This is a genomic window from Tabrizicola sp., from assembly GCF_041911175.1.
Lineage (GTDB): Bacteria > Pseudomonadota > Alphaproteobacteria > Rhodobacterales > Rhodobacteraceae > Tabrizicola.
This window is the reverse complement of sequence record NZ_JAYRPN010000074.1, coordinates 1-19,811: the sequence shown is the minus strand read 5'-3', so window position 1 is coordinate 19,811 and position 19,811 is coordinate 1. Positions and strand designations below refer to the sequence as shown.

Genomic DNA, 19,811 nt, shown 5'->3' with positions numbered 1-19,811 from the left:
TCAACCCGATCTCCCCGCGCCAAGCCCGCACCCTCCAGGTGATCCATGAAACGCGCCCCTCGCAGCCGTCAACGCCATGATTTATATGCGAAATATCACGATTGCGACAGCGAAATCAGCGACTTACTTGGAGAATGTGGGAAGAATTCAACCATTTCAAAAAGAAAGGCCCGCCTTTCAGCGGGCCTCATGATCGGATGCGACGATTGCGCCTCAGGCTTCGGCCGATTCCGTGCGGGCGTGATCGGCAGCGCCCTTGGCACTGGTGTCGCGGTCAACGAATTCGATGATCGCCATCGGAGCCATGTCGCCATAGCGGAAGCCCGCCTTCAGGATACGGACATAGCCGCCCTGACGGTCCTTGTAGCGCGGGCCGAGGATCGCGAACAGGCGCTCGACGTGCTTGTCTTCCTTGAGCTGCGCATCGGCCTGGCGACGGGCATGCAGGTCGCCGCGCTTGGCCAGCGTGATCAGCTTCTCGACGATCGGGCGCAGTTCCTTGGCCTTGGGCAGGGTGGTCTTGATCTGCTCGTGCTCGATCAGCGAGCCGGCCATGTTGGCGAACAGCGCCTTGCGGTGTTCGTGGGTACGGTTCAGGCGGCGGTAGCCGCGGGCGTGACGCATGATGGTCTCCTATGGTCTCGTTTTGCTTTGTGTTGCGGGCCCTGCGTTTGGCCTCGCGTCGTTGGGGCGGGATTGCCCAGGGTTCCCCGGATTGCCGGGCATTTCGCAAGGCGGGGTGAACCCCGCCATACGTAGGTCGGGGTTCACCCCGACTCCTAGAATTGGTCCTCGAAGCGCTTGGCCAGGTCCTCGATGTTCTCCGGCGGCCAGCTTTCGACGTCCATGCCGAGATGCAGACCCATGCCCGAAAGCACTTCCTTGATCTCGTTCAGCGACTTGCGGCCGAAGTTCGGGGTGCGGAGCATTTCCGCCTCGGTCTTCTGGATCAGGTCGCCGATATAGACGATGTTGTCGTTCTTCAGGCAGTTGGCCGAACGGACAGAAAGCTCCAGCTCGTCCACCTTCTTCAGCAGCAGCGGGTTGAACTCCAGGCCCGAGTCGATCTCGCCGACCTTGGCCGATTCGGGTTCCTCGAAGTTGACGAAGATCGACAGCTGGTCCTGCAGGATGCGCGCGGCATAGGCCACTGCGTCATCCGGCGTCAGCGAGCCATCCGTCTCGATCCGCATCGTCAGCTTGTCATAGTCCAGCACCTGGCCCTCGCGGGTGGGCGTGACTTCATACGACACCTTCTTCACCGGCGAATAGATCGCGTCGATCGGGATCAGGCCGATCGGCGCATCTTCCGGGCGGTTCTTGTCGGCCGAGACATAGCCCTTGCCGGTGTTCACGGTCAGCTCCATGAACACGTCGGCGCCCTCGTCGAGGTGGCAGATCACATGGTCCTTGTTCAGGACCTCGATGCCGTTCGATTCCGAAATGTCGCCCGCGGTCACGACGCCCGGCCCCTTGGCCGAGATCGACAGCCGCTTCGGCCCGTCGACATCCATCTTGATGCTGACGCCCTTGAGGTTCAGGACGATGTCGGTCACGTCCTCGCGGACACCGGCCACCGAGGAGAACTCGTGCAGGACGTTGTCGATCTGGACGGAGGTGATCGCGCCCCCCTGCAGCGAAGACATCAGCACGCGGCGCAGCGCGTTGCCCAGCGTCAGGCCGAAGCCGCGCTCCAGGGGCTCGGCGATCACCGTCGCGACGCGGGCGGCATCTGCCCCCGGCTTCACGACCAGTTGCGTCGGCTTGATGAGTTCCTGCCAGTTCTTATGGATCATTCTGAAGCCCCTATTCTTGTCCGCTGCCGATGTCCGAAAGCTGGCGGACGCCCGAGGATCGTAAACGACGAAAACCGGGCCGCGAGGAGACGCCTCCCCACGGCCCGGCCGTATTCAAATGCTTAGACGCGGCGGCGCTTCGGCGGACGGCAGCCGTTGTGCGCAAGCGGAGTCACGTCGCGGATCGAGGTGATCTGGAAGCCCACCGCGGCCAGCGCGCGCAGAGCCGATTCACGGCCCGAACCGGGGCCCTGCACTTCGACTTCCAGCGTGCGGACGCCATGTTCCTGCGCCTTGCGGCCCGCGTCTTCGGCGGCCATCTGGGCGGCGTAGGGCGTCGACTTGCGCGAGCCCTTGAAGCCCATCGTGCCCGAGGACGACCACGAGATCGCGTTGCCCTGGACGTCCGAGATCAGGATCTTGGTGTTGTTGAACGACGAGTTCACATGCGCCACGCCAGCGGCGATGTTCTTGCGTTCTTTTTTCTTGGTGCGGGCGGTCTTGGTATCGCGTGCCATTGGTCAGACCCCCTTATTTCTTCTTGCCGGCAATGGCCTTCGCGGGGCCTTTGCGGGTGCGGGCGTTGGTGTGCGTGCGCTGGCCGCGGACCGGCAGGCCCTTGCGGTGACGCAGGCCACGGTAGCAGCCCAGGTCCATCAGACGCTTGATGTTCATCGTGACTTCGCGGCGCAGGTCGCCTTCGACAGTCAGGTTCGCGTCGATGTATTCGCGGATCGCCAGAACCTCGGCATCGGTCAGCTGGTTCACGCGGCGGGCCGCGTCGATCTTCAGCGCTTCGCAGATGGTCTGGGCGGTGTGGGGGCCGATCCCGGTGATGTAGGTGAGCGCGATCGGAACCCGTTTCGCGGTCGGAATGTTGACGCCAGCAATACGTGCCAAACGTGTCGTCCTTCTTCGGTTGCGGTTCCGTAGCGCCAGAACCTTTTTTCACAACACCGCACGGGCTGTTGGCCCGGCGATACGAACTTCCAATATGGAAGGCCCGCAAGGCGATTCCACCGCGGGACGCCGTGCTTTATGGGCTTTTCCCGGGGCCGTCAAGGCCGCGAGATCAGTTTTTCAGGCTTTGTCAAGAACCTTGGCAATGGCACCGGCAACGTCCTCCACTTCGGCCAGCCCGTCGACGGCGGAAAGCTGCCCCTTGGCATAATAGTAGCCGATCAGGGGCGAGGTCTTCTTGTAGTATTCCATCAGCCGGGTCTTGAGCGTTTCCTCGTTGTCGTCGGCCCGCCGCTTCAGGTTCGTGCTGCCACAGACATCGCAGGTGCCCGCGATCTTCGTCGGTCGGGTAACGTCGTGATAGACCGCGCCACAGTTCCCGCAGGTGAAGCGACCGGTGACGCGGGCCACCAGCGCCGCGTCGTCGACCTGCATCTCGATCACGCGGTCCAGCGTGGCGCCGGTGCGGGTCATCAGGTCAGCCAGCGCATCGGCCTGCTTCAGCGTGCGCGGGAAACCGTCGAAGATGAAACCGCCCTTGGCGCCATCCTTCATCTTCGCCTCGATCAGGCCGATGACGATCTCGTCCGTCACCAGCTCGCCCCGCGCCATGATGCCTTCGACGCGGCGACCCAGCTCGGTTCCCTTGGCGATGGCCTCCTTCAGCATGTCGCCGGTGGAAAGCTGCACCATGCCGCGCGTCTCTTCCAGCCGCTTGGCCTGCGTTCCCTTGCCCGCGCCCGGCGGCCCCAGAAGGATGATGTTCGCCATCTGCGTCAGCGCCGCGCCGGAGCCTTCGGCGCCGCCTTGGCGCCCGGCTTCTTGCGACCGCGCAGCTGCGACTTCTCGATCAGCGCCTCATACTGATGCGCCAGAAGGTGCGACTGGACCTGCTGGATCGTGTCCATCGTGACCGAAACGACGATCAGCACCGAGGTCCCGCCGAAGTAGAACGGTATGCCGACGCGGCTGATCAGGATTTCGGGCAACAGGCAGACCGCAGCCAGATAGGCCGACCCCAGCACAAGGACGCGGTTCACCACATATTCCAGGTATTCCTCGGTCTTCTTGCCTGGACGGATACCGGGAACCGAGGCGTTCTGGTTCTTCAGGTTCTCGGCAACTTCATCGACCTTGAACGAGACGTTGAGCGTGTAGAAATAGGCGAAGAACACGATCATCCCGGTCAGGAAGACCAGGTGCAGCGGCTGGCCATAGCCCAGGTTCGCCGCAAGCCACGACAGTACCGGGTTGGTGCCGCCGCCCGAGAAGGTGGAGACCGTGGTCGGCAGCAGAAGGATCGACGAAGCGAAGATCGCCGGGATCACGCCCGCAGGGTTGACCTTGATCGGAAGGTGCGACGAACCACCCTCATAGACCTTCATCCCGACCTGACGACGGGGGTAGAGGATGCTGATCTTGCGCAGCGCCCGCTCCATGAAGACGACGAAGGCAATGACGACCACGACCATCAGGATCACGCCCAGGATCACCGGGGTCGACAGCGCGCCGGTCCGGCCCTGCTCGAAGAACTGCGCGATCGCCCGCGGAATTTCCGCCACGATGCCGACGAAGATGATCAGCGAGATGCCGTTGCCGATGCCGCGCGCGGTGATCTGCTCGCCCAGCCACATCAGGAACATGGTGCCGCCGACCAGGGTGATGACGCAGGCGGCAATGAAGAACAGGCCCGGATTGTGCGCCAGCCCGCCGCTCTGGATCGACATCGCGATGCCGTAGCCCTGCATGACCGCCAGCGCGACCGTGCCATAGCGGGTGAACTGGTTCAGCTTCTTGCGGCCCTGCTCGCCTTCCTTCTTCAGCTGCTGCCAGGGGCCGTACATCGTGGAGAGAAGCTGCACGATGATCGAGGCGCTGATGTAGGGCATGATCCCCAGCGCGAAGATGCCCATCCGCTTGACAGCGCCGCCGGTGAACAGGTTCAGCATGCCGCCGATGCCCTGCCCCGCCTTCTCCATGAACTGACGCAGCGCTTCGCCGTCGATGCCGGGAACCGGGATGTAGGTGCCCAGCCGGTAGACGATCAGTAGCCCGATCGTGAAGAAGATGCGTTGGCGCAGGTCGGTTGCCTTGCCGAGCATGCCCCAGCTGAGGTTCGCCGCCATTTGCTCTGCAGCAGATGCCATGTCAGGTCTCTTTCAAGCCAAGCGCCGCCGGACCGTTCTCCGGTTCGGCGGCGCGGGAAAACTGGACAGTGATGTAAGCGACCTTGGGGCCGCTCACAATGCTTATTCAGCCGCAGCCGCGACCGGTGCCAGGAGCGTGACCTTGCCGCCCGCCTTCTCGACCGCTTCCACGGCAGAAGCCGAGGCGCCGGTCACGGTCAGGGTGACCTTGGATTTCAGCTCGCCCTTGGCCAGCACGCGGATGCCGTCGCGCTTGTTGGAGGTCACGCCGGCCGCGACCAGCGCGTCCTCGGTGATCTCTTCCTTGGCGTTCAGTTTGCCGGCGGCGATGAATTTCTCGATCAGGCCCAGGTTGACCACCGAGTAGTGCAGCTTGTTCGGCTTGGTGAAACCGCGCTTCGGCAGGCGGCGATACAGCGGCATCTGGCCGCCTTCGTAGCCACCCAGAGCCACGCCCGAGCGGGACGACTGGCCCTTGATCCCGCGCCCGGCGGTCTTGCCCTTGCCCGAACCCGGGCCGCGCGCCACGCGCTTCTTCTTCTTCGCCGCGCCTTCGTTGTCGGCGAGTTCATGCAGTTTCATATCGCTTCTCCTTGCCGGAAACGCCCCCGAAGCGAGAACGGGGCGACCACGGCTTTTCTTGATTCTCATGGCCGGGACTGGCCACCGGGGGGCGATACACGAGGTCTCCCCGGAAAGCAAGGCTGAGGCTGTCCACGGTGGACAACCTCGCCCTGTCGAATGATTCCAACGGGTTACGATTTTCCGTTAGGGTGGGGTTAACTATTGGGGAGTCGGGGTGAACCCCGACCTACGCTCCCTTGGGCCAGACGAAAGTCGGCTGGAGGCCGGAATAGACCGGGCGGCCATCCTGCGGCGCGGGATAGCCCTTCGTCTCGTCCCAGAAGGCGTGGTAGGTGGCCTTGGGGAACTTGGCGTCGTCGTAGCCCATCACGTTCGGCACCGCGACGCGGATGCGGCCCTGCTTGTCGTCCAGCATCAGGACGGCCCCGCAATCGGTGCAGAGGCAGATTTCCAACGGACCATTCGGGTTGTCCTTGTTGAAGGGCACGCGCTTGATCTTCTCGGGATGGTCGACCTGGATGTCGCCGTGGTTGAAGAAGGCGACATGGGTCGTGTGCTGGCCCGTCACCGACTTGCAGACGTTGCAGTGGCATTCGTGGTTGTCGATCGGCTCAGCCGTCGCGGTGACATGAACGTGCTGGCAGCCGCCGGAATAATGCGTGGTCATTGATGGTTCCTCCCTAGTGCTCTCCGGCCCCCACGGGGTGAGTCGCCGGAGAAGCCTAGCATCAGAAGCGGGGCGCGGGTAATCGGACAATAGGTTGATATGCTGGGCGCCGGGGAGGCACGTTCGGGCGTCGGCGAACGGTGCGCCCCGGGCGAAAGAATATCCGCTGTTCAGCACAGCCGGGCCATTCTATAAGGACGCAGCCAGATGTTTCGACAAGGTGACACATGCCATCGCCGCCTTTTCATTGGCCGATATTCGTCGTTTCGCTTGAGATCGCCACCCAGCGCCGTTCCGAGATCGCTGCGCAATTGCAGGACGCAGGGCTGGCATTCAGCTTTGTCGACGCCATCGACGGGCGCACGACCCTGCCGGCCGAATGGGAGTCCCGGATCGACCGCGACGGGGCAGCACGTCACTATGGCTATCCGATGAGCGATAGCGAATTTGCCTGCGCGCTAAGCCATCAGCTGGTCTATGCCCGCATTCTGGATGAGGGGCTGCCGGGCGCGGTGGTGCTGGAGGATGACGCAATCCTGACATCAGAATTCGCGGCCTTCTATCGGAGCGGCGGATATCGCGCGGCCGATTTCATCCAGTTCTTCTGCTTCACCGCGCGGATCTACAGGGGCCCCGGGCGCGAGATACTACCCACCGTGCGGCTGGCCCGGCTGGCCGAGAACGCCTTCATGAATGTCGGCTACTGCCTGTCTGCCCGGGCGGCGCGGCATCTGGCGGCTGCATCCCATCCGCTGCGGGCCCGGGCGGATTGGCCGGCCGACATGACCCAGGTTGGGGCCAGGCTGACCGTGCCCTCGATCATCCGCCACCCGCCACCCGGACAATCGCATTCCTATATTCAGGAAGGCCGCGAGCAGGTGTTTCCACCGAGCTTCGATTTCAATGCGGGACATGGCAGCCGCTGGCGGCGCATCTTCACCGCCACCGCCTGGACCCGCCAGCTGCGCCGCCGGTTGAGCCGACAGATCGATCCGGGGTTCCAAGCATAACAAGGGTCGATTGGTGAGTCCCTGCGCTTGCGCGCTGCCGTGAGATCACCATCCGCAAATGCAAAACGCCCCCGGGTTTGCGCGAGGGCATTTGATGGCGGAGAGTCGGGGTGAACCCCGACCTACATTACCCGCGTTCTTCGACGATCACGACCAGGTGGCTGATCGCGTTCACCATGCCACGGACGGAGGGGGTGTCCTCCAGCTCGCGGGTGCGGTTCAGCTTGTTCAGGCCGAGGCCCTTCAGCGTCGCGGTCTGCACCGCCGGACGGCGGGCGGCCGAACGGACCTGTTTCACGACGATGGTCTTCTTCGCCGCATCGGTTTTCTTGGCAGCCATGTTCAGGCCTCCACGGTTTCGGCTTCAGGCTTGCGGAGGATTTCCGCAACCTTCTTGCCACGGCGCGACGCGACCGAGCGGGGCGAGGCTTCGTGCTTCAGCCCGTCGATGGTGGCGCGGATCATGTTGTAGGGGTTCTGCGAGCCGATCGACTTGGCGACGACGTCCTGGATGCCCAGCATCTCGAACACGGCGCGCATCGGGCCGCCGGCGATGATGCCCGTACCGGCCACGGCGGTCCGCATCACGACTTTCCCGGCGCCGTGGCGGCCTTCCATGTCGTGGTGCAGCGTGCGGCTGTCCTTGAGTGCCACGCGGATCATCGAGCGCTTGGCCTGTTCGGTAGCCTTGCGGATCGCCTCCGGCACTTCCTTGGCCTTGCCCTTGCCGAAGCCGACGCGGCCGCGCTGGTCGCCGACGACCACCAGAGCCGCAAAGCCGAAGCGCTTGCCACCCTTGACGGTTTTCGAGACGCGGTTGATCGCGACCAGGCGGTCGGCGAATTCCGGGGTTTCTTCCGGGCGGTTGTCGCGACGGTCGTCACGACGCTCCCGGCGGTTCTCACGTTCTGCCATATGGCAATTCCTTCGTGGTGGCGCGATGCGCCGTTAAAGCCGATCCTGGTGCCCCGGATCAGGTCCGGGGCCCGGATCATCGGGGCAGCGTTGCCGCTGCCCGCCGGTATCAGAACTTCAGACCGCCTTCGCGGGCTGCATCGGCAAGCGCCTTGATCTTGCCGTGGAAGAGGAAGCCGCCACGGTCGAAGTAGCACTCCTCGACCCCGGCCTTCTTCGCCCGCTCGGCAATCGCCGCGCCGACCTTGGCCGAAGCCTCGACGTTGTTCTTGCCGACCACGCCGAGGTCTTTCTCCAGCGTGGAGGCACTCGCCACCGTCACACCCTTCACGTCGTCGATCAGCTGGACGCTGATGTTCTTCGACGAGCGGTGCACCGACAGCCGCAGACGACCATGCGCGGTCGCCTTGATCTTGTTCCGGACGCGCAGGCGGCGCTTGAGGAACAGCTCGCGTTTTTTCAAAGCCATTTTGCCACCCTTACTTCTTCTTGCCTTCCTTGCGGAAGATATACTCATCCTTGTAGCGGATGCCTTTGCCCTTGTAGGGCTCGGGCGCGCGCCATTCGCGGATGTTCGCGGCCACCTGGCCAACAAGCTGCTGGTCGATGCCTTCCACGGTGATTTCGGTCTGCTTCGGGACGGTGATGGTCACCCCCTTCGGCACGTCGAAGTTCACTTCGTGGGAATAACCGAGCGACAGTTTCAGCACGTTGCCGGCCATTGCCGCACGGTAACCGACGCCCTGGATTTCCAGTTCCGATTTGAAGCCGGAGGTAACGCCGGTCACCAGGTTGTCGATCATCGAGCGGGTCATGCCCCACTGCTGGCGTGCGCGCTTCGAGAGGCCGCGCGGGGTGACCTTCACCGCATCACCTTCGATGGTGAGGGTGACGTCGTCGCCTGCGGTGAAGCTGCGGGTGCCTTTCGGACCCTTCACTTCGATGGTCTGGCCAGAGATCGAGGCAGAGGTGCCTTTGACGAGCGTGACGGGTTTCTTGCCGATACGAGACATGGAACCCTCCTCAGAACACGGTGCAAAGCACTTCGCCGCCGACATTGGCAGCGCGTGCATTTGCATCCGACAGAACGCCCTTGGGCGTGGAGACGATGGCGACGCCCAGGCCGTTGCGGACCGAGGGAAGCTCGCTCACACCCATGTACACGCGACGGCCGGGCTTCGAGACGCGCTTCACTTCGCGGATCACGGGCTCGCCTTCGTAGTACTTCAGGCTGATGGTGAATTCGCCCTGCTTGTTGGCGGTCTCTGCCTTTTCGTAGCCACGGATGTAGCCTTCGGACAGGAGCACGTCGAGCACGCGGGCGCGCAGCGTCGAGGCGGGGGTCGTCACGGTGGACTTGCCGCGCATCTGGGCGTTGCGGATACGGGTCAGCATATCGCCGAGAGGATCGTTCATGGACATGTGATGCCTCCCTTACCAGCTGGACTTGACCATGCCGGGGACCTGGCCGAACGAGGCCAGGTCACGCAGCATGATGCGCGAGAGTTTGAGCTTGCGGTAGAACGCATGCGGACGGCCCGTCAGCTGGCAGCGGTTGTGGATCCGCGTCGCCGACGAGTTGCGGGGCATTTCGGCCAGTTTCAGAGTCGCCTTGAAACGCTCTTCCATCGGCTTCGACTGGTCGTTGATCACCGCCTTGAGGCCGGCGCGCTTGGAAGCATGCTGCTTCACCAGCTTCGCCCGCTTCACTTCGCGGTTCACCATGGATTTCTTTGCCATATCTCAGGTTCCTCGCGCTTACGACGTGAAGGGCATGTTGAAATGCTTCAACAGCGCCTTGGCTTCCGCGTCGGAGTTCGCGGTGGTGCAGATGATGATGTCCATCCCCAGAACCTCGTCGACCTTGTCGAAGTTGATCTCGGGGAACACGATGTGCTCTTTCAGGCCCATGGCATAGTTGCCGCGGCCGTCGAAGCTCGAGCCTTTCACGCCGCGGAAGTCGCGGACGCGGGGCAGAGCCACGTTGATGAGCCGGTCGAGGAATTCGTACATCCGGTCGCCGCGCAGCGTGACCTTGGTGCCCAAGGGCATCTCTTCACGGACGCGGAAGCCGGCGATCGACTTCTTGGCCTTGGTGATCACGGCCTTCTGACCGGCGATCTGGCCCAGTTCCTCGGCGGCCTGCTTCACCTTCTTGGTGTCCTTGACCGCCTCGCCGACGCCCATGTTCAGGACGATCTTGTCCAGACGCGGGATCATCATGTCGTTCTTGTACGAGAACTCTTCCTTCATCGCGGCGCGGATCTTGCCTTTGTATTCGGCTTTCAGGCGCGGCGTGTAGCTGGCTTGGTCGAGCATCAGATCGCCTCCCCGGTGGTCTTGGCGAAACGGACCTTCTTGTCACCTTCCATGCGGAAGCCGACGCGGGTCGCTTTGCCGTTCTTGTCCACGATGGCAAGGTTCGACAGGTCGATCGGCATCGCCTTCGGCTGGCGACCGCCCTGGTTCTGCGCCGACTGCTTGGTGTGGCGGATCGCGATGTTCACGCCATCGACCACGGCCTTGTTCTCGGACGGCATGACGGCGCTGATTTCGCCCTTCTTGCCCTTGTCCTTGCCGGTGAGCACGACGACGGTGTCACCCTTCTTGAGTTTCGCAGCCATCAGAGCACCTCCGGAGCCAGCGAGATGATCTTCATGAAGTTCTTGGCACGCAGCTCACGCACGACCGGCCCGAAGATACGGGTACCGACCGGCTCGCCCTGGTTGTTCAGGATGACGGCGGCGTTGCGGTCGAAACGGATGGTGGTGCCGTCTTCACGGCGGACTTCCTTGGCGGTGCGAACGACGACGGCCTTGCGGACGTCCCCCTTTTTCACGCGGCCTTTCGGAATCGCCTCCTTGACCGACACCACGATGATGTCGCCCACGGAAGCATAACGGCGGTGCGAACCGCCAAGAACCTTGATGCACTGCACCCGGCGTGCGCCGGAGTTGTCAGCCACATCCAGATTCGTCTGCATCTGGATCATTGGTCTTCTCCCGACCTTCGGAGACTGATTTCAGCCCCGGGGTTTCGTTCAGCTGGTTGGCTGGGGTTCCGGCTTACGCCTCGACCACGACCGTCCAGCGTTTGGTTTTCGAAATCGGCGCGCATTCTTCAATGCGCACGGTGTCGCCGACCTTGAACTTGTTCTCCGCATCGTGAGCGCGGTATTTCTTCGACTTCCGAACGGTCTTCTGCAGCAGCGGGTGCTTGAAGCGGCGCTCGACGGAAACGGTGATCGTCTGCTCGTTCTTGTCCGAGGTGACGGTGCCCGTGAGGATACGTTTCGGCATGGCTTTCCCCTTACTTCGCAGCTTCGGCGGCTTTTTGGCCGAGAACGGTCTTGATGCGGGCGACGTCGCGACGGACGGCACGCATGCGGGCGGTGTTCTCAAGCTGGTTGGTCGCTTGCTGGAAGCGCAGGTTGAAGGCTTCCTTCTTGAGCTGGACCAGGCTGTCGCGCAGCTGGTCCGGCGTCTTCGTCTTCAGTTCTTCGGCTTTCATGCCGCTTCCTTTTCCACAATCGCCAGACGGCCCCTACGGGAGGGTCACCGAGGACCTGGCGGATCAATGACAAACCAACGAATCCGGAGGCCCGGAATCGCTGGATGGCGTCCTATAGGGGGGAAGGCGGCGGGGGGCAAGGGGGAAGTTGAGAGGCCTTGCTCAGTTTGACGACACGAAGTCCTCTGGGTGCTCCAAGCACATTTTCACCAGCGAGGCCGCAAGTTGCTCGCCATGCTTCGGCACGGGCACTTGTTCCCACATGAACATCGCGTCCAGATAATAGATGTCGTCCTCGGACAGTTCAATTTGCTCATAGGCCGCCCAAAGAGGATCAAGTGCTTCGCCTTCCGCCCAAGGATCCGCACTGGCGAAGCTATCCAAGACTTCGAGCGTTCCCCGAGTAGCCTCTTCATATTGTTTGCCGAGTTCGTCTGGGCCGACAGCGCTCGTCAATAGTTTGGCATCGCAAACCAAGCCGGGGCAGTTAAACACGAACTGCTCAACTCCGCCGTTCAGTATTTGGCCCTGAAGACACGCTCCGACATACAGGCGCCACTGTCCTAACGTGATCTCGCGCCTTTCGACCTGCGGGAACAGACCAGCGAGTGGCCATCGCTGATTGAGGCCGAGGAGGTGAATCTCAATCGGTCGGGGGAGCCAGTTTGCATAGAGATCAGCAAGTTGCCAAGACGCCGGCTGGGCCAGATCGATTCCAGGCTGCGTGCCAGCGTCGCAAAGCATTATGGGCATTCGAAGAACTCCTCAACCGACCCTGCGCACCCTACCCCAACTTCTCCGCAATCCACATCTTGATCAGCGACTGCCGGGTCACGCCCAGACGCCCGGCTTCCTTGTCGAGATCCCGCACCATCCAGGCCGGGAAGTCCACGTTCACCCGTTTCGGCTCTTGGTTGGGGCGGCGGGCTTTGGACCAGTCGACATAGGCGCTGATGTCCTCGCCGTTGTCGAACATTTCGTCCAGCTCTTCAGCCGTGATGGATTCAGGAGCCTTCATCGCCGTTACCCTGTGTGTCGCTGGCGGAAGCATAGGGCGAAAATGTAGGGTGCGCTACAGCGCACCAGCGGACGGTGCGCTGTAGCGCACCCTACGGGTCGACTTGCCGCACTATGTCAGTATCTGCTATGATCTGCCATATGGAGGGCCGACGATGCCGAACATTCACCTGACCAAGCAGATGGAAGAGTATGTTGACGGACAGATCAAGTCCGGCGCTTTCTCCAACGTCTCCGAAGTCCTGCGTGCCGGTCTTCGCATGATGATGGAGGACGATGGCGCAAGGGAGTTCTATCGCCTGAAGGCCGAACTGGAAGAAGCCGCCGCAGAGGCCGAACGCGGCGACTATGTTGTTTTCGACCCGGTAGCCTTCGAACCCCGCGCCTTTCGGAAGTGACAGGCCAAATACGCCTGACGCTTCGGGCAATGCGAGACCTTGATGATGCGCGGCGCTACACCGAAGAAATCTGGGGCGAGGCTCAGTGGCTGAAGTATTTTTCCGCGCTCCAGGCCGGATTTGACCGCATCGCCGCCGACCCGGCGTGCGGCCAAAATCGCGGTCAGTTTCTTGCGGGGATGCGCTCGCTGACCGTCGGGCGACATCTGATCTTCTTCATCCCGGTGCGACACGCGGGCGGTGAGGTTGTCGTCTCGCGCATTGTCCATCAGTCGAGGAACCTGAAGGCGCTTGCTTATGCGGAAGAACCTCCCTCTAAGCCCACCCATAGTTGAAGCTGACCGAGATCCGCTCCTCCTCGGACATGTTCATCGGGACTTCGTGTCTTAGCCAGCTTTCCCACAGGAGCACTTCGCCGACCGAGGGCTTCACATAGACGAACCGCTGCAGCTCTTGTGGCGCGGTTTTCAGCGGCACGGGGGCCAGCATCATCATCGGCAGGCGGGGGTCTTCCAGTTTCAGAGCGCTGGTCCCTTCCGGCATCGCGACATAGGTGGTGCCCGAGATCACCGAATGCGGGTGGATGTGGGAGGCGTGGGTGCCGCCCTCGGGTAGGATGTTGATCCAGAGGGCGTTGCATTTCAGCTTCTTGCCGTCGAGGTCGAAGCCGAGGTCCTTGCAGAAGGCCGCGACATGGGCGTCGAGCGCCTTTTCCAGCGCGCCGAAGATCGGCATCCGCCAGGGCAGGTCGTTCAAGGAGGCATATGAGGTGTAGCCGGGATAGCCGTTCGCCTCGCACCAGCCCTGCCCGGCCTCGTCATCCTCGGCCACCGTCTCGCAGGTGAGGCGCAGCTCGTCATAGTCGAGCTTCTTTTTGGCAAGCTCGTTCAGCTTGGCGCGGTAGAGGCGGGTGACGAAAAGGGAGGTGATGTCGGGCATATCCGCGTTCCTTTGAACGAGAAGACCCCCGCCGTTGCCAGCGGGGGCCGAACTGTAGGTCGGGGTTCACCCCGACTCCTTACCAGTCTTCCTTCGCGACGATCCGCGTGGTGACCGGGAGCTTCATCGCGCCGAGGCGCAGGGCCTCACGCGCGATCTCGTCGTTCACGCCGTCGATCTCGAACATGATCCGGCCGGGCTTGACCTTGGCCGCCCAGTAGTCGGTCGACCCCTTGCCCGAGCCCATCCGGACTTCGACCGGCTTGGCCGAAACCGGAACGTCCGGGAAAATCCGGATCCAGACCCGGCCCTGGCGCTTCATGTGGCGGGTGATCGCGCGGCGGGCCGCTTCGATCTGCCGCGCGGTGACGCGCTCGGGCTCGGTCGCCTTGAGGGCGTAGGAGCCGAAGTTGATCAGGAACCCACCCTTGGCTTCGCCGTGGATGCGGCCCTTGTGCATCTTGCGATACTTGGTGCGCTTTGGTTGCAGCATCTTATGTCACTCCTCAGGCGCGTTCGCGGTCGCGGCGCGGGCCACGGGGGGCCGGGCCGTCAGCCGCTTCGGCAAGACGACGATCATGGGCCTGGGGATCATGCTCAAGGATTTCGCCTTTGAAGATCCAGACCTTCACACCGATGATCCCGTAGGGGGTCTCGGCTTCCGACAGCGCATAGTCGATGTCGGCGCGCAGCGTGTGCAGCGGCACGCGGCCTTCGCGGTACCATTCGGTCCGGGCGATCTCGGCCCCGCCGAGGCGGCCCGACACGTTGACCCGGATGCCGAGGGCACCCATGCGCATCGCGTTCTGCACGCCGCGCTTCATCGCGCGACGGAAGGAGACGCGGCGTTCCATCTGCTGCGCGATGGATTCAGCCACCAGTTGGGCATCCAGTTCCGGCTTGCGCACTTCGACGATGTTGAGGTGCAGCTCGGACTTGGTGAACACGGTCAGCTTCTTGCGAAGCGTCTCGATGTCGGCGCCCTTCTTGCCGATGATCACGCCCGGACGCGCGGTGTGGATGGTCACACGGCACTTCTTGTGCGGACGCTCGATGATCACGCGGCTGATGCCGGCGGCCTTCAGCTCCTTGTGGATGAACTCGCGCATGCGGAGGTCTTCCAGCAGCAGGTTGCCGTAGTCCTTCGACTCGGCGAACCAGCGGCTGTCCCAGGTGCGGTTGACCTGGAGGCGCATCCCGATCGGGTTAACCTTCTGTCCCATTACGCGGTCTCCCCGGCTTGACGGACCTTGATGGTGATTTCCGAGAACGGCTTCATGATCTTGCCGAACCGGCCACGAGCCCGCGGACGGCCCCGCTTCATCACCAGGTTCTTGCCGACCCAGGCCTCGGCCACGACAAGGCTGTCGACGTCGAGGTTGTGGTTGTTTTCCGCGTTGGCGATGGCCGACTGCAGGCACTTCTTCACGTCACCGGCGATGCGGCGCTTGGAGAAGGTCAGATCGGCCAAGGCCTTGTCCACCTTCTTGCCGCGGATCATGCCCGCGACCAGGTTCAGTTTCTGCGGCGACGTGCGCAGCATGCGCAGCACGGCCATCGCTTCGTTGTCCGCCACGCGGCGGGGGTTCTTTTCCGCACCCATGGCTTACTTCCTCTTCGCTTTCTTGTCGGCGGCGTGACCGTAGTAGGTCCGGGTCGGCGAATATTCACCGAACTTCTGGCCGATCATCTCCTCGGTCACGGCGACCGGGACGTGCTTCTTGCCGTTGTAGACGCCGAAGGTGAGACCCACGAACTGCGGCAGGATGGTAGAGCGGCGCGACCAGATCTTGATCACCTCCGCCTTGCCGCCAGCCTTGGCCTTCTCGGCCTTCTTCAGGACGTAGCCGTCGACGAAGGGGCCTTTCCAGATGGAACGTGCCATGAATTAACGCCCTTTCTTCTTGGCGTGGCGCGAGCGGACGATCAGGCTGTCAGAAGCCTTCGGCTTGCGCGTCTTGTTGCCCTTGGTGCCCTTGCCCCACGGGGTGACCGGGTGACGGCCACCGGAGGTGCGGCCTTCACCACCACCATGCGGGTGGTCGATCGGGTTCATCGCGACGCCGCGCACCGTCGGGCGGATGCCCTTGTGCCGCATGCGACCGGCTTTCCCGAAGTTCTGGTTCGAGTTGTCGGGGTTCGACACGGCGCCGATGGTGGCCATGCATTCCTGGCGGACCATCCGCAGCTCGCCCGAGGACAGGCGGATCTGCGCGTAGGAGCCGTCGCGGCCGACGAACTGGGCGTAGGTCCCTGCCGCACGGGCCAGCTGGCCGCCCTTGCCGGGCTTCAGCTCGACGTTGTGGACGATGGCGCCGATCGGCATGCCCGAGAACGGCATCGCGTTGCCGGGCTTCACGTCGGTCTTGGCCCCGGCCACGACGCTGTCGCCAACGGCGAGGCGCTGCGGCGCGAGGATATAGGCCAGCTCACCGTCCTGATACTTGATCAGCGCGATGAAGGCGGTGCGGTTCGGGTCATATTCGATCCGCTCGACGACCGCCGGGATATCATATTTGCGACGCTTGAAATCGACCACCCGGTACAGGCGCTTGGCGCCCCCGCCCTGGTGCCACATCGTGATACGTCCGGTGTTGTTCCGGCCGCCGGAACGGTTCAAACCCTCGGTGAGGTGCTTGACCGGGCGGCCTTTCCACAGCTCCGAACGGTCGATCAGAACCAGCCCGCGCTGGCCAGGCGTCGTCGGTTTATACGACTTGAGTGCCATGTTTCCTGTCTTCCGTTTGCTTGCACGGGTGTCGCCACCCGGCGGTGAAGGGCTCCGAAGATCCCCGATTAGGTGCTTGCTCCTCCTGCGGCTGCATCGGGAACGAACAAACCAAGAGCCCCGGACGAATCCGGGGCTTCTGGCGTGGCGGGGGAGTAGCAGGGTTGTTGGGGGGAGTCTAGGGGTAGAAGAGGCAATCTTAGCCTTGGAAAATCGTCAAATCTCTCGCGGCATTACGTCGAAGAATCTCTCACACTTTCGAAGCACATCGTTGATGTGAGCAGCCCGGAACACCTCTGTGTGAAGTCTTTCGAACCCATACGAAATGCTTTCAATAGCTGTCTTCTCCCAGAGAAGCTTGCACGGCCATGCCTTAACCAACTTAGCAAGCGGGGCTGCTGTTCTGTGGGCGCGCATGCGCTCGTCCAAACTTGAGGCAAAGCCCAACTTGAACCGCCCAGGATCATGCTCAGGCTCCAACTGGATCAGGTAGAAGAACCCCGTCGTCGAGGAATCAACGGTTGGGCCACCATTCGTTGGCCCACCATTGCCCACGAACGCGGTTTGAAAATTCTCCTTCAGGGTTTCGAAGTCTGCACGTCGGATTACAGCGACTTTCTGGCCTCTGGCGTCACTTGACCGTTGCAGGGCTGCTGTGATTCCTAGGCGTTTCAAAACCTTGAACACATGTTGCTTGTTCTTCCCGAGGCGGGCCGCCGCTTCTGTTACTGAGATTTCGAAGTCATCCATAGGAAAATATTAGCGCGCTTACCACGACTGGGACAACGCCGGAGTTTCTTGCCAGTCTGGCATGACTTCGTCAGACCACATGCAAAAAGCCCCCGCCTTCCGGCAGGGGCTCCCTCATTTCACTCAAGCCAAAGGCTCAGAGGCCGGTCGTCACGTCGATCGTCTGACCGTCTTCCAGCATGACATAGGCCTTCTTCTTGTCCGAACGCTCGCCTGCGCGACCGCGGAAACGCTTGGCCTTGCCCTTGGTGATGGTGGTGTTCACTGCCTTCACCTTCACGCCAAAGATCGCCTCGACGGCTTCCTTGATCTGCGGCTTGGTGCTGTCCATCGCGACCTGGAACACGACGGCACCCGCCTCCGAGGCCATGGTGGCCTTTTCGGTGATGACCGGCTTCTTGATCAGGTCGTAATGCTCCGGCTTGACGGCCGCAGCGGTTTTCGGTGCTTTGCTCATTTCAGGCGAGCCTCCAGGGCTTCGATACCGGCCTTGGTGATGACCAGGGTATCACGCTTGAGGATGTCGTAGACGTTCGCGCCGATGGTCGGCAGGACGTCCACGCCCTCCAGGTTGCGGGCGGCCAAAGCGAAGTTCGCGTCGACCGAAGCGCCGTCGATGATCAGCACGCGCTTCCAGCCGAGTTCCGACTTCATCTTGGCCAGGTTGGCGGTCTTGGCCTCGGCCAGCGTGGCCGCGTCCAGGATCACCAGCTCGCCCGCCTTGGCCTTGGCCGAGAGCGCGTGCCGCAGCCCGAGAGCGCGGAACTTCTTCGGCAGGTCATGGGCGTGGCTGCGCGGGATCGGGCCCTTGACGACACCACCGTGACGGAAGATCGGGGCCTTCTTGGAGCCGTGGCGTGCGCCGCCGGTGCCCTTCTGGCGATAGATCTTCTTGGTGGAGTACGACACTTCCGCACGGGTCAGCACCGAATGGGTGCCAGCCTGGGCGCGGGCACGCTGCCAGCGGACCACGCGGTGCAGGATGTCGGCGCGGGGTTCGAGGCCGAACAGCGCTTCGTCCAGGTCGATGGAACCGGCCTTCTTGCCGTCCAGCTTGATCACATCGAGTTTCATGCTTCACCTCCTTCGGCGGCTGCAGCCACCGGAGCAGCGGACCGGATCGCGGCGGGACGCGGGGCGTCCTTGGCTTCCGGCTTCTTCACGGCGTCCTTGACAGTGACCCAGCCACCCTTCGACCCGGGGACAGCGCCCTTGATCATGATCAGGCCACGGTCGGCATCGGTGCGGACGACCTGCAGGTTCTGCGTGGTCACGCGGACCGAACCCAGGTGGCCGGCCATCTTCTTGCCCTTGAACACCTTGCCGGGGTCCTGGCACTGGCCGGTCGAGCCGTGCGAACGGTGGCTGACCGACACACCGTGCGAGGCGCGAAGCCCGCCGAAGTTGTGCCGCTTCATCGCGCCGGCAAAGCCCTTGCCGATCGAGGTGCCCGCCACGTCGACGAACTGGCCCGCGAGGTAGTGGTCGGCGGTGATCTCCGCGCCCACGTCGATCAGGCAGTCCGGCGAGACGCGGAATTCCGCGATCTTGCGCTTCGGCGCCACGTTCGCCTTGGCGAAGTGGCCGCGCTGCGCGGCAGTGGTGCGTTTGGCCTTGGCAACGCCAGCGCCGAGCTGGACGGCGGTGTAGCCGTCCTTGTCAGCGGTGCGCTGCGCCACGACCTGAAGGCTGTCGAGCTGCAGGACCGTCACCGGAACCTGCTTGCCGTCGGCCAGGAACAGCCGGGTCATGCCCAGCTTCTTTGCGATAACTCCAGAGCGCATCTGTTTCATGCCCCCTTACACTTTGATCTCGACGTCCACGCCGGCGGCGAGGTCGAGCTTCATCAGCGCGTCCACGGTCTGCGGGGTGGGGTCGACGATGTCGAGAAGACGCTTGTGCGTGCGGATTTCCCACTGGTCACGCGACTTCTTGTCGATGTGCGGACCACGGAGAACCGTGAATTTCTCGATCTTGTTGGGCAGCGGAATGGGCCCGCGAACCTGGGCACCCGTGCGCTTCGCGGTGTTCACGATTTCCTGGGTGCTGGCGTCCAGCACGCGGTAATCGAAGGCGCGGAGCCGGATGCGGATGGTCTGACCTTGCATCGGTTTTTTCCCTTTAGAACATCGGCGTGGAGCGCGGCGCCCCACCCGAGAGGTTCTGTTTCATTCGTCGACAACTGGGGTCGAAGGGCGGGCTGATACAACCCGCCCTTCGGAAGTGCAATAGCGCTTACGCGATGATTTTCGAGACGACGCCAGCGCCGACGGTGCGGCCGCCTTCGCGGATGGCGAAGCGCAGTTTCTCCTCCATCGCGATCGGGGCGATCAGCTCGACCTCGAACTTCAGGTTGTCGCCCGGCATCACCATCTCGGTGCCTTCCGGC

35 protein-coding genes and 1 pseudogene are annotated in these 19,811 nt (G+C 62.9%); 3 read left to right on the top strand and 33 right to left on the bottom strand.

The genetic code is table 11. From position 1 onward, the window contains the following. Positions 1–213: 213 nt before the first annotated feature. From rplQ to ACE3P6_RS09700, 8 genes are all read right to left on the bottom strand, one after another. A complete protein-coding gene (rplQ, locus tag ACE3P6_RS09735) occupies positions 214–624 on the bottom strand; it encodes a 50S ribosomal protein L17 (RefSeq protein ID WP_374394269.1) in 411 nt (136 codons plus the stop codon). Positions 625–779: 155 nt separating this feature from the next. Then, the gene (locus ACE3P6_RS09730) at positions 780–1,796 is read right to left on the bottom strand and encodes a DNA-directed RNA polymerase subunit alpha (RefSeq protein WP_374394267.1); all 1,017 of its coding nucleotides are present in this window, start codon (positions 1,794–1,796) and stop codon (positions 780–782) included. Positions 1,797–1,918: 122 nt separating this feature from the next. Next, positions 1,919–2,314: a 30S ribosomal protein S11 gene (gene rpsK, locus ACE3P6_RS09725; protein ID WP_137110207.1), complete on the bottom strand. Its 396-nt coding sequence runs from the start codon at positions 2,312–2,314 to the stop codon at positions 1,919–1,921. 13 nt (positions 2,315–2,327) lie between these two features. Further along, positions 2,328–2,696 carry a 30S ribosomal protein S13 gene (rpsM, locus tag ACE3P6_RS09720; RefSeq protein WP_374394264.1) on the bottom strand — a complete coding sequence of 123 codons (369 nt, stop codon included), beginning with the start codon at positions 2,694–2,696 and terminating at the stop codon, positions 2,328–2,330. A 180-nt stretch (positions 2,697–2,876) separates the two neighbouring features. Beyond that, positions 2,877–3,527: an adenylate kinase gene (locus tag ACE3P6_RS09715; RefSeq protein ID WP_374394262.1), complete on the bottom strand. Its 651-nt coding sequence runs from the start codon at positions 3,525–3,527 to the stop codon at positions 2,877–2,879. Positions 3,528–3,532: 5 nt separating this feature from the next. Continuing rightward, positions 3,533–4,903, bottom strand: coding sequence for a preprotein translocase subunit SecY (secY, locus tag ACE3P6_RS09710; protein ID WP_374394259.1), 1,371 nt, complete (start codon positions 4,901–4,903; stop codon positions 3,533–3,535). 102 nt (positions 4,904–5,005) lie between these two features. Next, a complete protein-coding gene (gene rplO / locus ACE3P6_RS09705; protein ID WP_374394256.1) occupies positions 5,006–5,485 on the bottom strand; it encodes a 50S ribosomal protein L15 in 480 nt (159 codons plus the stop codon). Between the two features lie 229 nt (positions 5,486–5,714). Beyond that, a complete protein-coding gene (locus ACE3P6_RS09700; RefSeq protein ID WP_374394253.1) occupies positions 5,715–6,155 on the bottom strand; it encodes a GFA family protein in 441 nt (146 codons plus the stop codon). 227 nt (positions 6,156–6,382) lie between these two features. Between ACE3P6_RS09700 and ACE3P6_RS09695 the strand changes: the two genes are divergently transcribed. Continuing rightward, complete coding sequence (locus ACE3P6_RS09695) at positions 6,383–7,165, top strand: glycosyltransferase family 25 protein (RefSeq protein ID WP_374394251.1); 783 nt, start codon at positions 6,383–6,385, stop codon at positions 7,163–7,165. Positions 7,166–7,292: 127 nt separating this feature from the next. On the opposite strand, the gene rpmD is transcribed toward ACE3P6_RS09695, so the two are convergent. The 13 genes from rpmD to brnA form a co-directional block, all read right to left on the bottom strand. Next, positions 7,293–7,505, bottom strand: a complete 213-nt coding sequence (rpmD, locus tag ACE3P6_RS09690) for a 50S ribosomal protein L30 (protein WP_374394249.1) — start codon at positions 7,503–7,505, stop codon at positions 7,293–7,295. Between the two features lie 2 nt (positions 7,506–7,507). Continuing rightward, positions 7,508–8,080 (bottom strand): 30S ribosomal protein S5, encoded by a 573-nt coding sequence (gene rpsE / locus ACE3P6_RS09685; protein WP_374394247.1) that lies wholly within the window; start codon positions 8,078–8,080, stop codon positions 7,508–7,510. A 109-nt stretch (positions 8,081–8,189) separates the two neighbouring features. After that, positions 8,190–8,549, bottom strand: a complete 360-nt coding sequence (gene rplR, locus ACE3P6_RS09680; protein WP_374394244.1) for a 50S ribosomal protein L18 — start codon at positions 8,547–8,549, stop codon at positions 8,190–8,192. Positions 8,550–8,559: 10 nt separating this feature from the next. Next, positions 8,560–9,093, bottom strand: a complete 534-nt coding sequence (rplF, locus tag ACE3P6_RS09675) for a 50S ribosomal protein L6 (protein WP_374394241.1) — start codon at positions 9,091–9,093, stop codon at positions 8,560–8,562. A gap of 10 nt (positions 9,094–9,103) precedes the next feature. Beyond that, entirely contained in the window at positions 9,104–9,502 is a 399-nt protein-coding gene (gene rpsH / locus ACE3P6_RS09670) for a 30S ribosomal protein S8 (RefSeq protein ID WP_374394239.1), read from the bottom strand. Between the two features lie 12 nt (positions 9,503–9,514). Next, positions 9,515–9,820: a 30S ribosomal protein S14 gene (gene rpsN, locus ACE3P6_RS09665; protein ID WP_374394237.1), complete on the bottom strand. Its 306-nt coding sequence runs from the start codon at positions 9,818–9,820 to the stop codon at positions 9,515–9,517. 18 nt (positions 9,821–9,838) lie between these two features. Continuing rightward, entirely contained in the window at positions 9,839–10,399 is a 561-nt protein-coding gene (gene rplE / locus ACE3P6_RS09660) for a 50S ribosomal protein L5 (protein ID WP_374394235.1), read from the bottom strand. Then, positions 10,399–10,704: a 50S ribosomal protein L24 gene (gene rplX / locus ACE3P6_RS09655; protein WP_374394233.1), complete on the bottom strand. Its 306-nt coding sequence runs from the start codon at positions 10,702–10,704 to the stop codon at positions 10,399–10,401. The genes rplE and rplX overlap by 1 nt, the downstream gene beginning before the upstream one ends. Continuing rightward, positions 10,704–11,072 (bottom strand): 50S ribosomal protein L14, encoded by a 369-nt coding sequence (gene rplN / locus ACE3P6_RS09650; RefSeq protein WP_091302592.1) that lies wholly within the window; start codon positions 11,070–11,072, stop codon positions 10,704–10,706. The genes rplX and rplN overlap by 1 nt, the downstream gene beginning before the upstream one ends. A 73-nt stretch (positions 11,073–11,145) precedes the next feature. After that, positions 11,146–11,379: a 30S ribosomal protein S17 gene (rpsQ, locus tag ACE3P6_RS09645; protein WP_092899225.1), complete on the bottom strand. Its 234-nt coding sequence runs from the start codon at positions 11,377–11,379 to the stop codon at positions 11,146–11,148. A gap of 10 nt (positions 11,380–11,389) precedes the next feature. Continuing rightward, entirely contained in the window at positions 11,390–11,590 is a 201-nt protein-coding gene (gene rpmC, locus ACE3P6_RS09640; RefSeq protein WP_374394230.1) for a 50S ribosomal protein L29, read from the bottom strand. A 162-nt stretch (positions 11,591–11,752) separates the two neighbouring features. Continuing rightward, positions 11,753–12,343, bottom strand: coding sequence for a hypothetical protein (locus ACE3P6_RS09635; RefSeq protein ID WP_374394227.1), 591 nt, complete (start codon positions 12,341–12,343; stop codon positions 11,753–11,755). Positions 12,344–12,374: 31 nt separating this feature from the next. After that, the gene (gene brnA, locus ACE3P6_RS09630) at positions 12,375–12,608 is read right to left on the bottom strand and encodes a type II toxin-antitoxin system BrnA family antitoxin (protein WP_374394225.1); all 234 of its coding nucleotides are present in this window, start codon (positions 12,606–12,608) and stop codon (positions 12,375–12,377) included. A 154-nt stretch (positions 12,609–12,762) separates the two neighbouring features. Here brnA and ACE3P6_RS09625 point away from each other — a divergent pair, with 154 nt between their 5' ends. Further along, the gene (locus tag ACE3P6_RS09625; RefSeq protein WP_374394222.1) at positions 12,763–13,005 is read left to right on the top strand and encodes a type II toxin-antitoxin system ParD family antitoxin; all 243 of its coding nucleotides are present in this window, start codon (positions 12,763–12,765) and stop codon (positions 13,003–13,005) included. Next, entirely contained in the window at positions 13,002–13,340 is a 339-nt protein-coding gene (locus tag ACE3P6_RS09620) for a type II toxin-antitoxin system RelE/ParE family toxin (protein WP_374394220.1), read from the top strand. Before ACE3P6_RS09625 ends, ACE3P6_RS09620 begins: the two co-directional genes overlap by 4 nt. Here the strand turns inward: ACE3P6_RS09620 and ACE3P6_RS09615 are convergent. The 12 genes and pseudogenes from ACE3P6_RS09615 to tuf form a co-directional block, all read right to left on the bottom strand. Next, entirely contained in the window at positions 13,321–13,944 is a 624-nt protein-coding gene (locus ACE3P6_RS09615; RefSeq protein WP_374394218.1) for a TIGR02466 family protein, read from the bottom strand. The two genes, ACE3P6_RS09620 and ACE3P6_RS09615, sit on opposite strands and share 20 nt — an antisense overlap. A 79-nt stretch (positions 13,945–14,023) precedes the next feature. Continuing rightward, positions 14,024–14,437 (bottom strand): 50S ribosomal protein L16, encoded by a 414-nt coding sequence (gene rplP / locus ACE3P6_RS09610; RefSeq protein ID WP_374394215.1) that lies wholly within the window; start codon positions 14,435–14,437, stop codon positions 14,024–14,026. A 13-nt stretch (positions 14,438–14,450) separates the two neighbouring features. Next, positions 14,451–15,167, bottom strand: coding sequence for a 30S ribosomal protein S3 (rpsC, locus tag ACE3P6_RS09605; RefSeq protein WP_374394212.1), 717 nt, complete (start codon positions 15,165–15,167; stop codon positions 14,451–14,453). Continuing rightward, positions 15,167–15,547: a 50S ribosomal protein L22 gene (gene rplV / locus ACE3P6_RS09600; protein WP_137110185.1), complete on the bottom strand. Its 381-nt coding sequence runs from the start codon at positions 15,545–15,547 to the stop codon at positions 15,167–15,169. Before rplV ends, rpsC begins: the two co-directional genes overlap by 1 nt. 3 nt (positions 15,548–15,550) lie before the next feature. Next, positions 15,551–15,829, bottom strand: a complete 279-nt coding sequence (gene rpsS / locus ACE3P6_RS09595; RefSeq protein WP_374394209.1) for a 30S ribosomal protein S19 — start codon at positions 15,827–15,829, stop codon at positions 15,551–15,553. Between the two features lie 3 nt (positions 15,830–15,832). Beyond that, positions 15,833–16,672: a 50S ribosomal protein L2 gene (rplB, locus tag ACE3P6_RS09590; RefSeq protein WP_374394206.1), complete on the bottom strand. Its 840-nt coding sequence runs from the start codon at positions 16,670–16,672 to the stop codon at positions 15,833–15,835. 216 nt (positions 16,673–16,888) lie between these two features. Then, entirely contained in the window at positions 16,889–17,422 is a 534-nt protein-coding gene (locus ACE3P6_RS09585; protein ID WP_374394203.1) for a hypothetical protein, read from the bottom strand. 136 nt (positions 17,423–17,558) lie between these two features. Then, positions 17,559–17,879 (bottom strand): 50S ribosomal protein L23, encoded by a 321-nt coding sequence (locus ACE3P6_RS09580; protein ID WP_137110182.1) that lies wholly within the window; start codon positions 17,877–17,879, stop codon positions 17,559–17,561. Further along, entirely contained in the window at positions 17,876–18,496 is a 621-nt protein-coding gene (rplD, locus tag ACE3P6_RS09575; protein WP_374394198.1) for a 50S ribosomal protein L4, read from the bottom strand. The genes ACE3P6_RS09580 and rplD overlap by 4 nt, the downstream gene beginning before the upstream one ends. Further along, entirely contained in the window at positions 18,493–19,206 is a 714-nt protein-coding gene (rplC, locus tag ACE3P6_RS09570; RefSeq protein WP_374394196.1) for a 50S ribosomal protein L3, read from the bottom strand. Before rplC ends, rplD begins: the two co-directional genes overlap by 4 nt. Positions 19,207–19,221: 15 nt before the next feature. Then, positions 19,222–19,530 carry a 30S ribosomal protein S10 gene (gene rpsJ, locus ACE3P6_RS09565; protein ID WP_149589319.1) on the bottom strand — a complete coding sequence of 103 codons (309 nt, stop codon included), beginning with the start codon at positions 19,528–19,530 and terminating at the stop codon, positions 19,222–19,224. A gap of 127 nt (positions 19,531–19,657) precedes the next feature. Next, positions 19,658–19,811: pseudogene (gene tuf, locus ACE3P6_RS09560) on the bottom strand (elongation factor Tu); the annotation flags it as partial.

Excerpts from the sequence above, each read along its gene's own strand:
- rpsC (WP_374394212.1), bottom strand. The coding sequence starts at position 15,167 with ATGGGACAGAAGGTTAACCCGATCGGGATGCGCCTCCAGGTCAACCGC.
- rplE (WP_374394235.1), bottom strand. The coding sequence starts at position 10,399 with ATGCTCGACCAAGCCAGCTACACGCCGCGCCTGAAAGCCGAATACAAA.
- rpmC (WP_374394230.1), bottom strand. The coding sequence starts at position 11,590 with ATGAAAGCCGAAGAACTGAAGACGAAGACGCCGGACCAGCTGCGCGAC.
- rplB (WP_374394206.1), bottom strand. The coding sequence starts at position 16,672 with ATGGCACTCAAGTCGTATAAACCGACGACGCCTGGCCAGCGCGGGCTG.
- ACE3P6_RS09625 (WP_374394222.1), top strand. The coding sequence starts at position 12,763 with ATGCCGAACATTCACCTGACCAAGCAGATGGAAGAGTATGTTGACGGA.
- rplD (WP_374394198.1), bottom strand. The coding sequence starts at position 18,496 with ATGAAACTCGATGTGATCAAGCTGGACGGCAAGAAGGCCGGTTCCATC.
- ACE3P6_RS09615 (WP_374394218.1), bottom strand. The coding sequence starts at position 13,944 with ATGCCCGACATCACCTCCCTTTTCGTCACCCGCCTCTACCGCGCCAAG.
- ACE3P6_RS09730 (WP_374394267.1), bottom strand. The coding sequence starts at position 1,796 with ATGATCCATAAGAACTGGCAGGAACTCATCAAGCCGACGCAACTGGTC.
- ACE3P6_RS09580 (WP_137110182.1), bottom strand. The coding sequence starts at position 17,879 with ATGAGCAAAGCACCGAAAACCGCTGCGGCCGTCAAGCCGGAGCATTAC.
- rplC (WP_374394196.1), bottom strand. The coding sequence starts at position 19,206 with ATGCGCTCTGGAGTTATCGCAAAGAAGCTGGGCATGACCCGGCTGTTC.
- rplR (WP_374394244.1), bottom strand. The coding sequence starts at position 8,549 with ATGGCTTTGAAAAAACGCGAGCTGTTCCTCAAGCGCCGCCTGCGCGTC.
- ACE3P6_RS09635 (WP_374394227.1), bottom strand. The coding sequence starts at position 12,343 with ATGCCCATAATGCTTTGCGACGCTGGCACGCAGCCTGGAATCGATCTG.
- brnA (WP_374394225.1), bottom strand. The coding sequence starts at position 12,608 with ATGAAGGCTCCTGAATCCATCACGGCTGAAGAGCTGGACGAAATGTTC.
- rpsJ (WP_149589319.1), bottom strand. The coding sequence starts at position 19,530 with ATGCAAGGTCAGACCATCCGCATCCGGCTCCGCGCCTTCGATTACCGC.
- rplV (WP_137110185.1), bottom strand. The coding sequence starts at position 15,547 with ATGGGTGCGGAAAAGAACCCCCGCCGCGTGGCGGACAACGAAGCGATG.
- rplN (WP_091302592.1), bottom strand. The coding sequence starts at position 11,072 with ATGATCCAGATGCAGACGAATCTGGATGTGGCTGACAACTCCGGCGCA.
- rplX (WP_374394233.1), bottom strand. The coding sequence starts at position 10,704 with ATGGCTGCGAAACTCAAGAAGGGTGACACCGTCGTCGTGCTCACCGGC.
- ACE3P6_RS09695 (WP_374394251.1), top strand. The coding sequence starts at position 6,383 with ATGCCATCGCCGCCTTTTCATTGGCCGATATTCGTCGTTTCGCTTGAG.
- rplP (WP_374394215.1), bottom strand. The coding sequence starts at position 14,437 with ATGCTGCAACCAAAGCGCACCAAGTATCGCAAGATGCACAAGGGCCGC.
- rpsK (WP_137110207.1), bottom strand. The coding sequence starts at position 2,314 with ATGGCACGCGATACCAAGACCGCCCGCACCAAGAAAAAAGAACGCAAG.
- rpsE (WP_374394247.1), bottom strand. The coding sequence starts at position 8,080 with ATGGCAGAACGTGAGAACCGCCGGGAGCGTCGTGACGACCGTCGCGAC.
- rpsH (WP_374394239.1), bottom strand. The coding sequence starts at position 9,502 with ATGTCCATGAACGATCCTCTCGGCGATATGCTGACCCGTATCCGCAAC.
- ACE3P6_RS09585 (WP_374394203.1), bottom strand. The coding sequence starts at position 17,422 with ATGGATGACTTCGAAATCTCAGTAACAGAAGCGGCGGCCCGCCTCGGG.
- rpsN (WP_374394237.1), bottom strand. The coding sequence starts at position 9,820 with ATGGCAAAGAAATCCATGGTGAACCGCGAAGTGAAGCGGGCGAAGCTG.
- secY (WP_374394259.1), bottom strand. The coding sequence starts at position 4,903 with ATGGCATCTGCTGCAGAGCAAATGGCGGCGAACCTCAGCTGGGGCATG.
- rpsQ (WP_092899225.1), bottom strand. The coding sequence starts at position 11,379 with ATGCCGAAACGTATCCTCACGGGCACCGTCACCTCGGACAAGAACGAG.
- rplQ (WP_374394269.1), bottom strand. The coding sequence starts at position 624 with ATGCGTCACGCCCGCGGCTACCGCCGCCTGAACCGTACCCACGAACAC.
- ACE3P6_RS09700 (WP_374394253.1), bottom strand. The coding sequence starts at position 6,155 with ATGACCACGCATTATTCCGGCGGCTGCCAGCACGTTCATGTCACCGCG.
- ACE3P6_RS09715 (WP_374394262.1), bottom strand. The coding sequence starts at position 3,527 with ATGGCGAACATCATCCTTCTGGGGCCGCCGGGCGCGGGCAAGGGAACG.
- rpsS (WP_374394209.1), bottom strand. The coding sequence starts at position 15,829 with ATGGCACGTTCCATCTGGAAAGGCCCCTTCGTCGACGGCTACGTCCTG.
- rpmD (WP_374394249.1), bottom strand. The coding sequence starts at position 7,505 with ATGGCTGCCAAGAAAACCGATGCGGCGAAGAAGACCATCGTCGTGAAA.
- rplF (WP_374394241.1), bottom strand. The coding sequence starts at position 9,093 with ATGTCTCGTATCGGCAAGAAACCCGTCACGCTCGTCAAAGGCACCTCT.
- rplO (WP_374394256.1), bottom strand. The coding sequence starts at position 5,485 with ATGAAACTGCATGAACTCGCCGACAACGAAGGCGCGGCGAAGAAGAAG.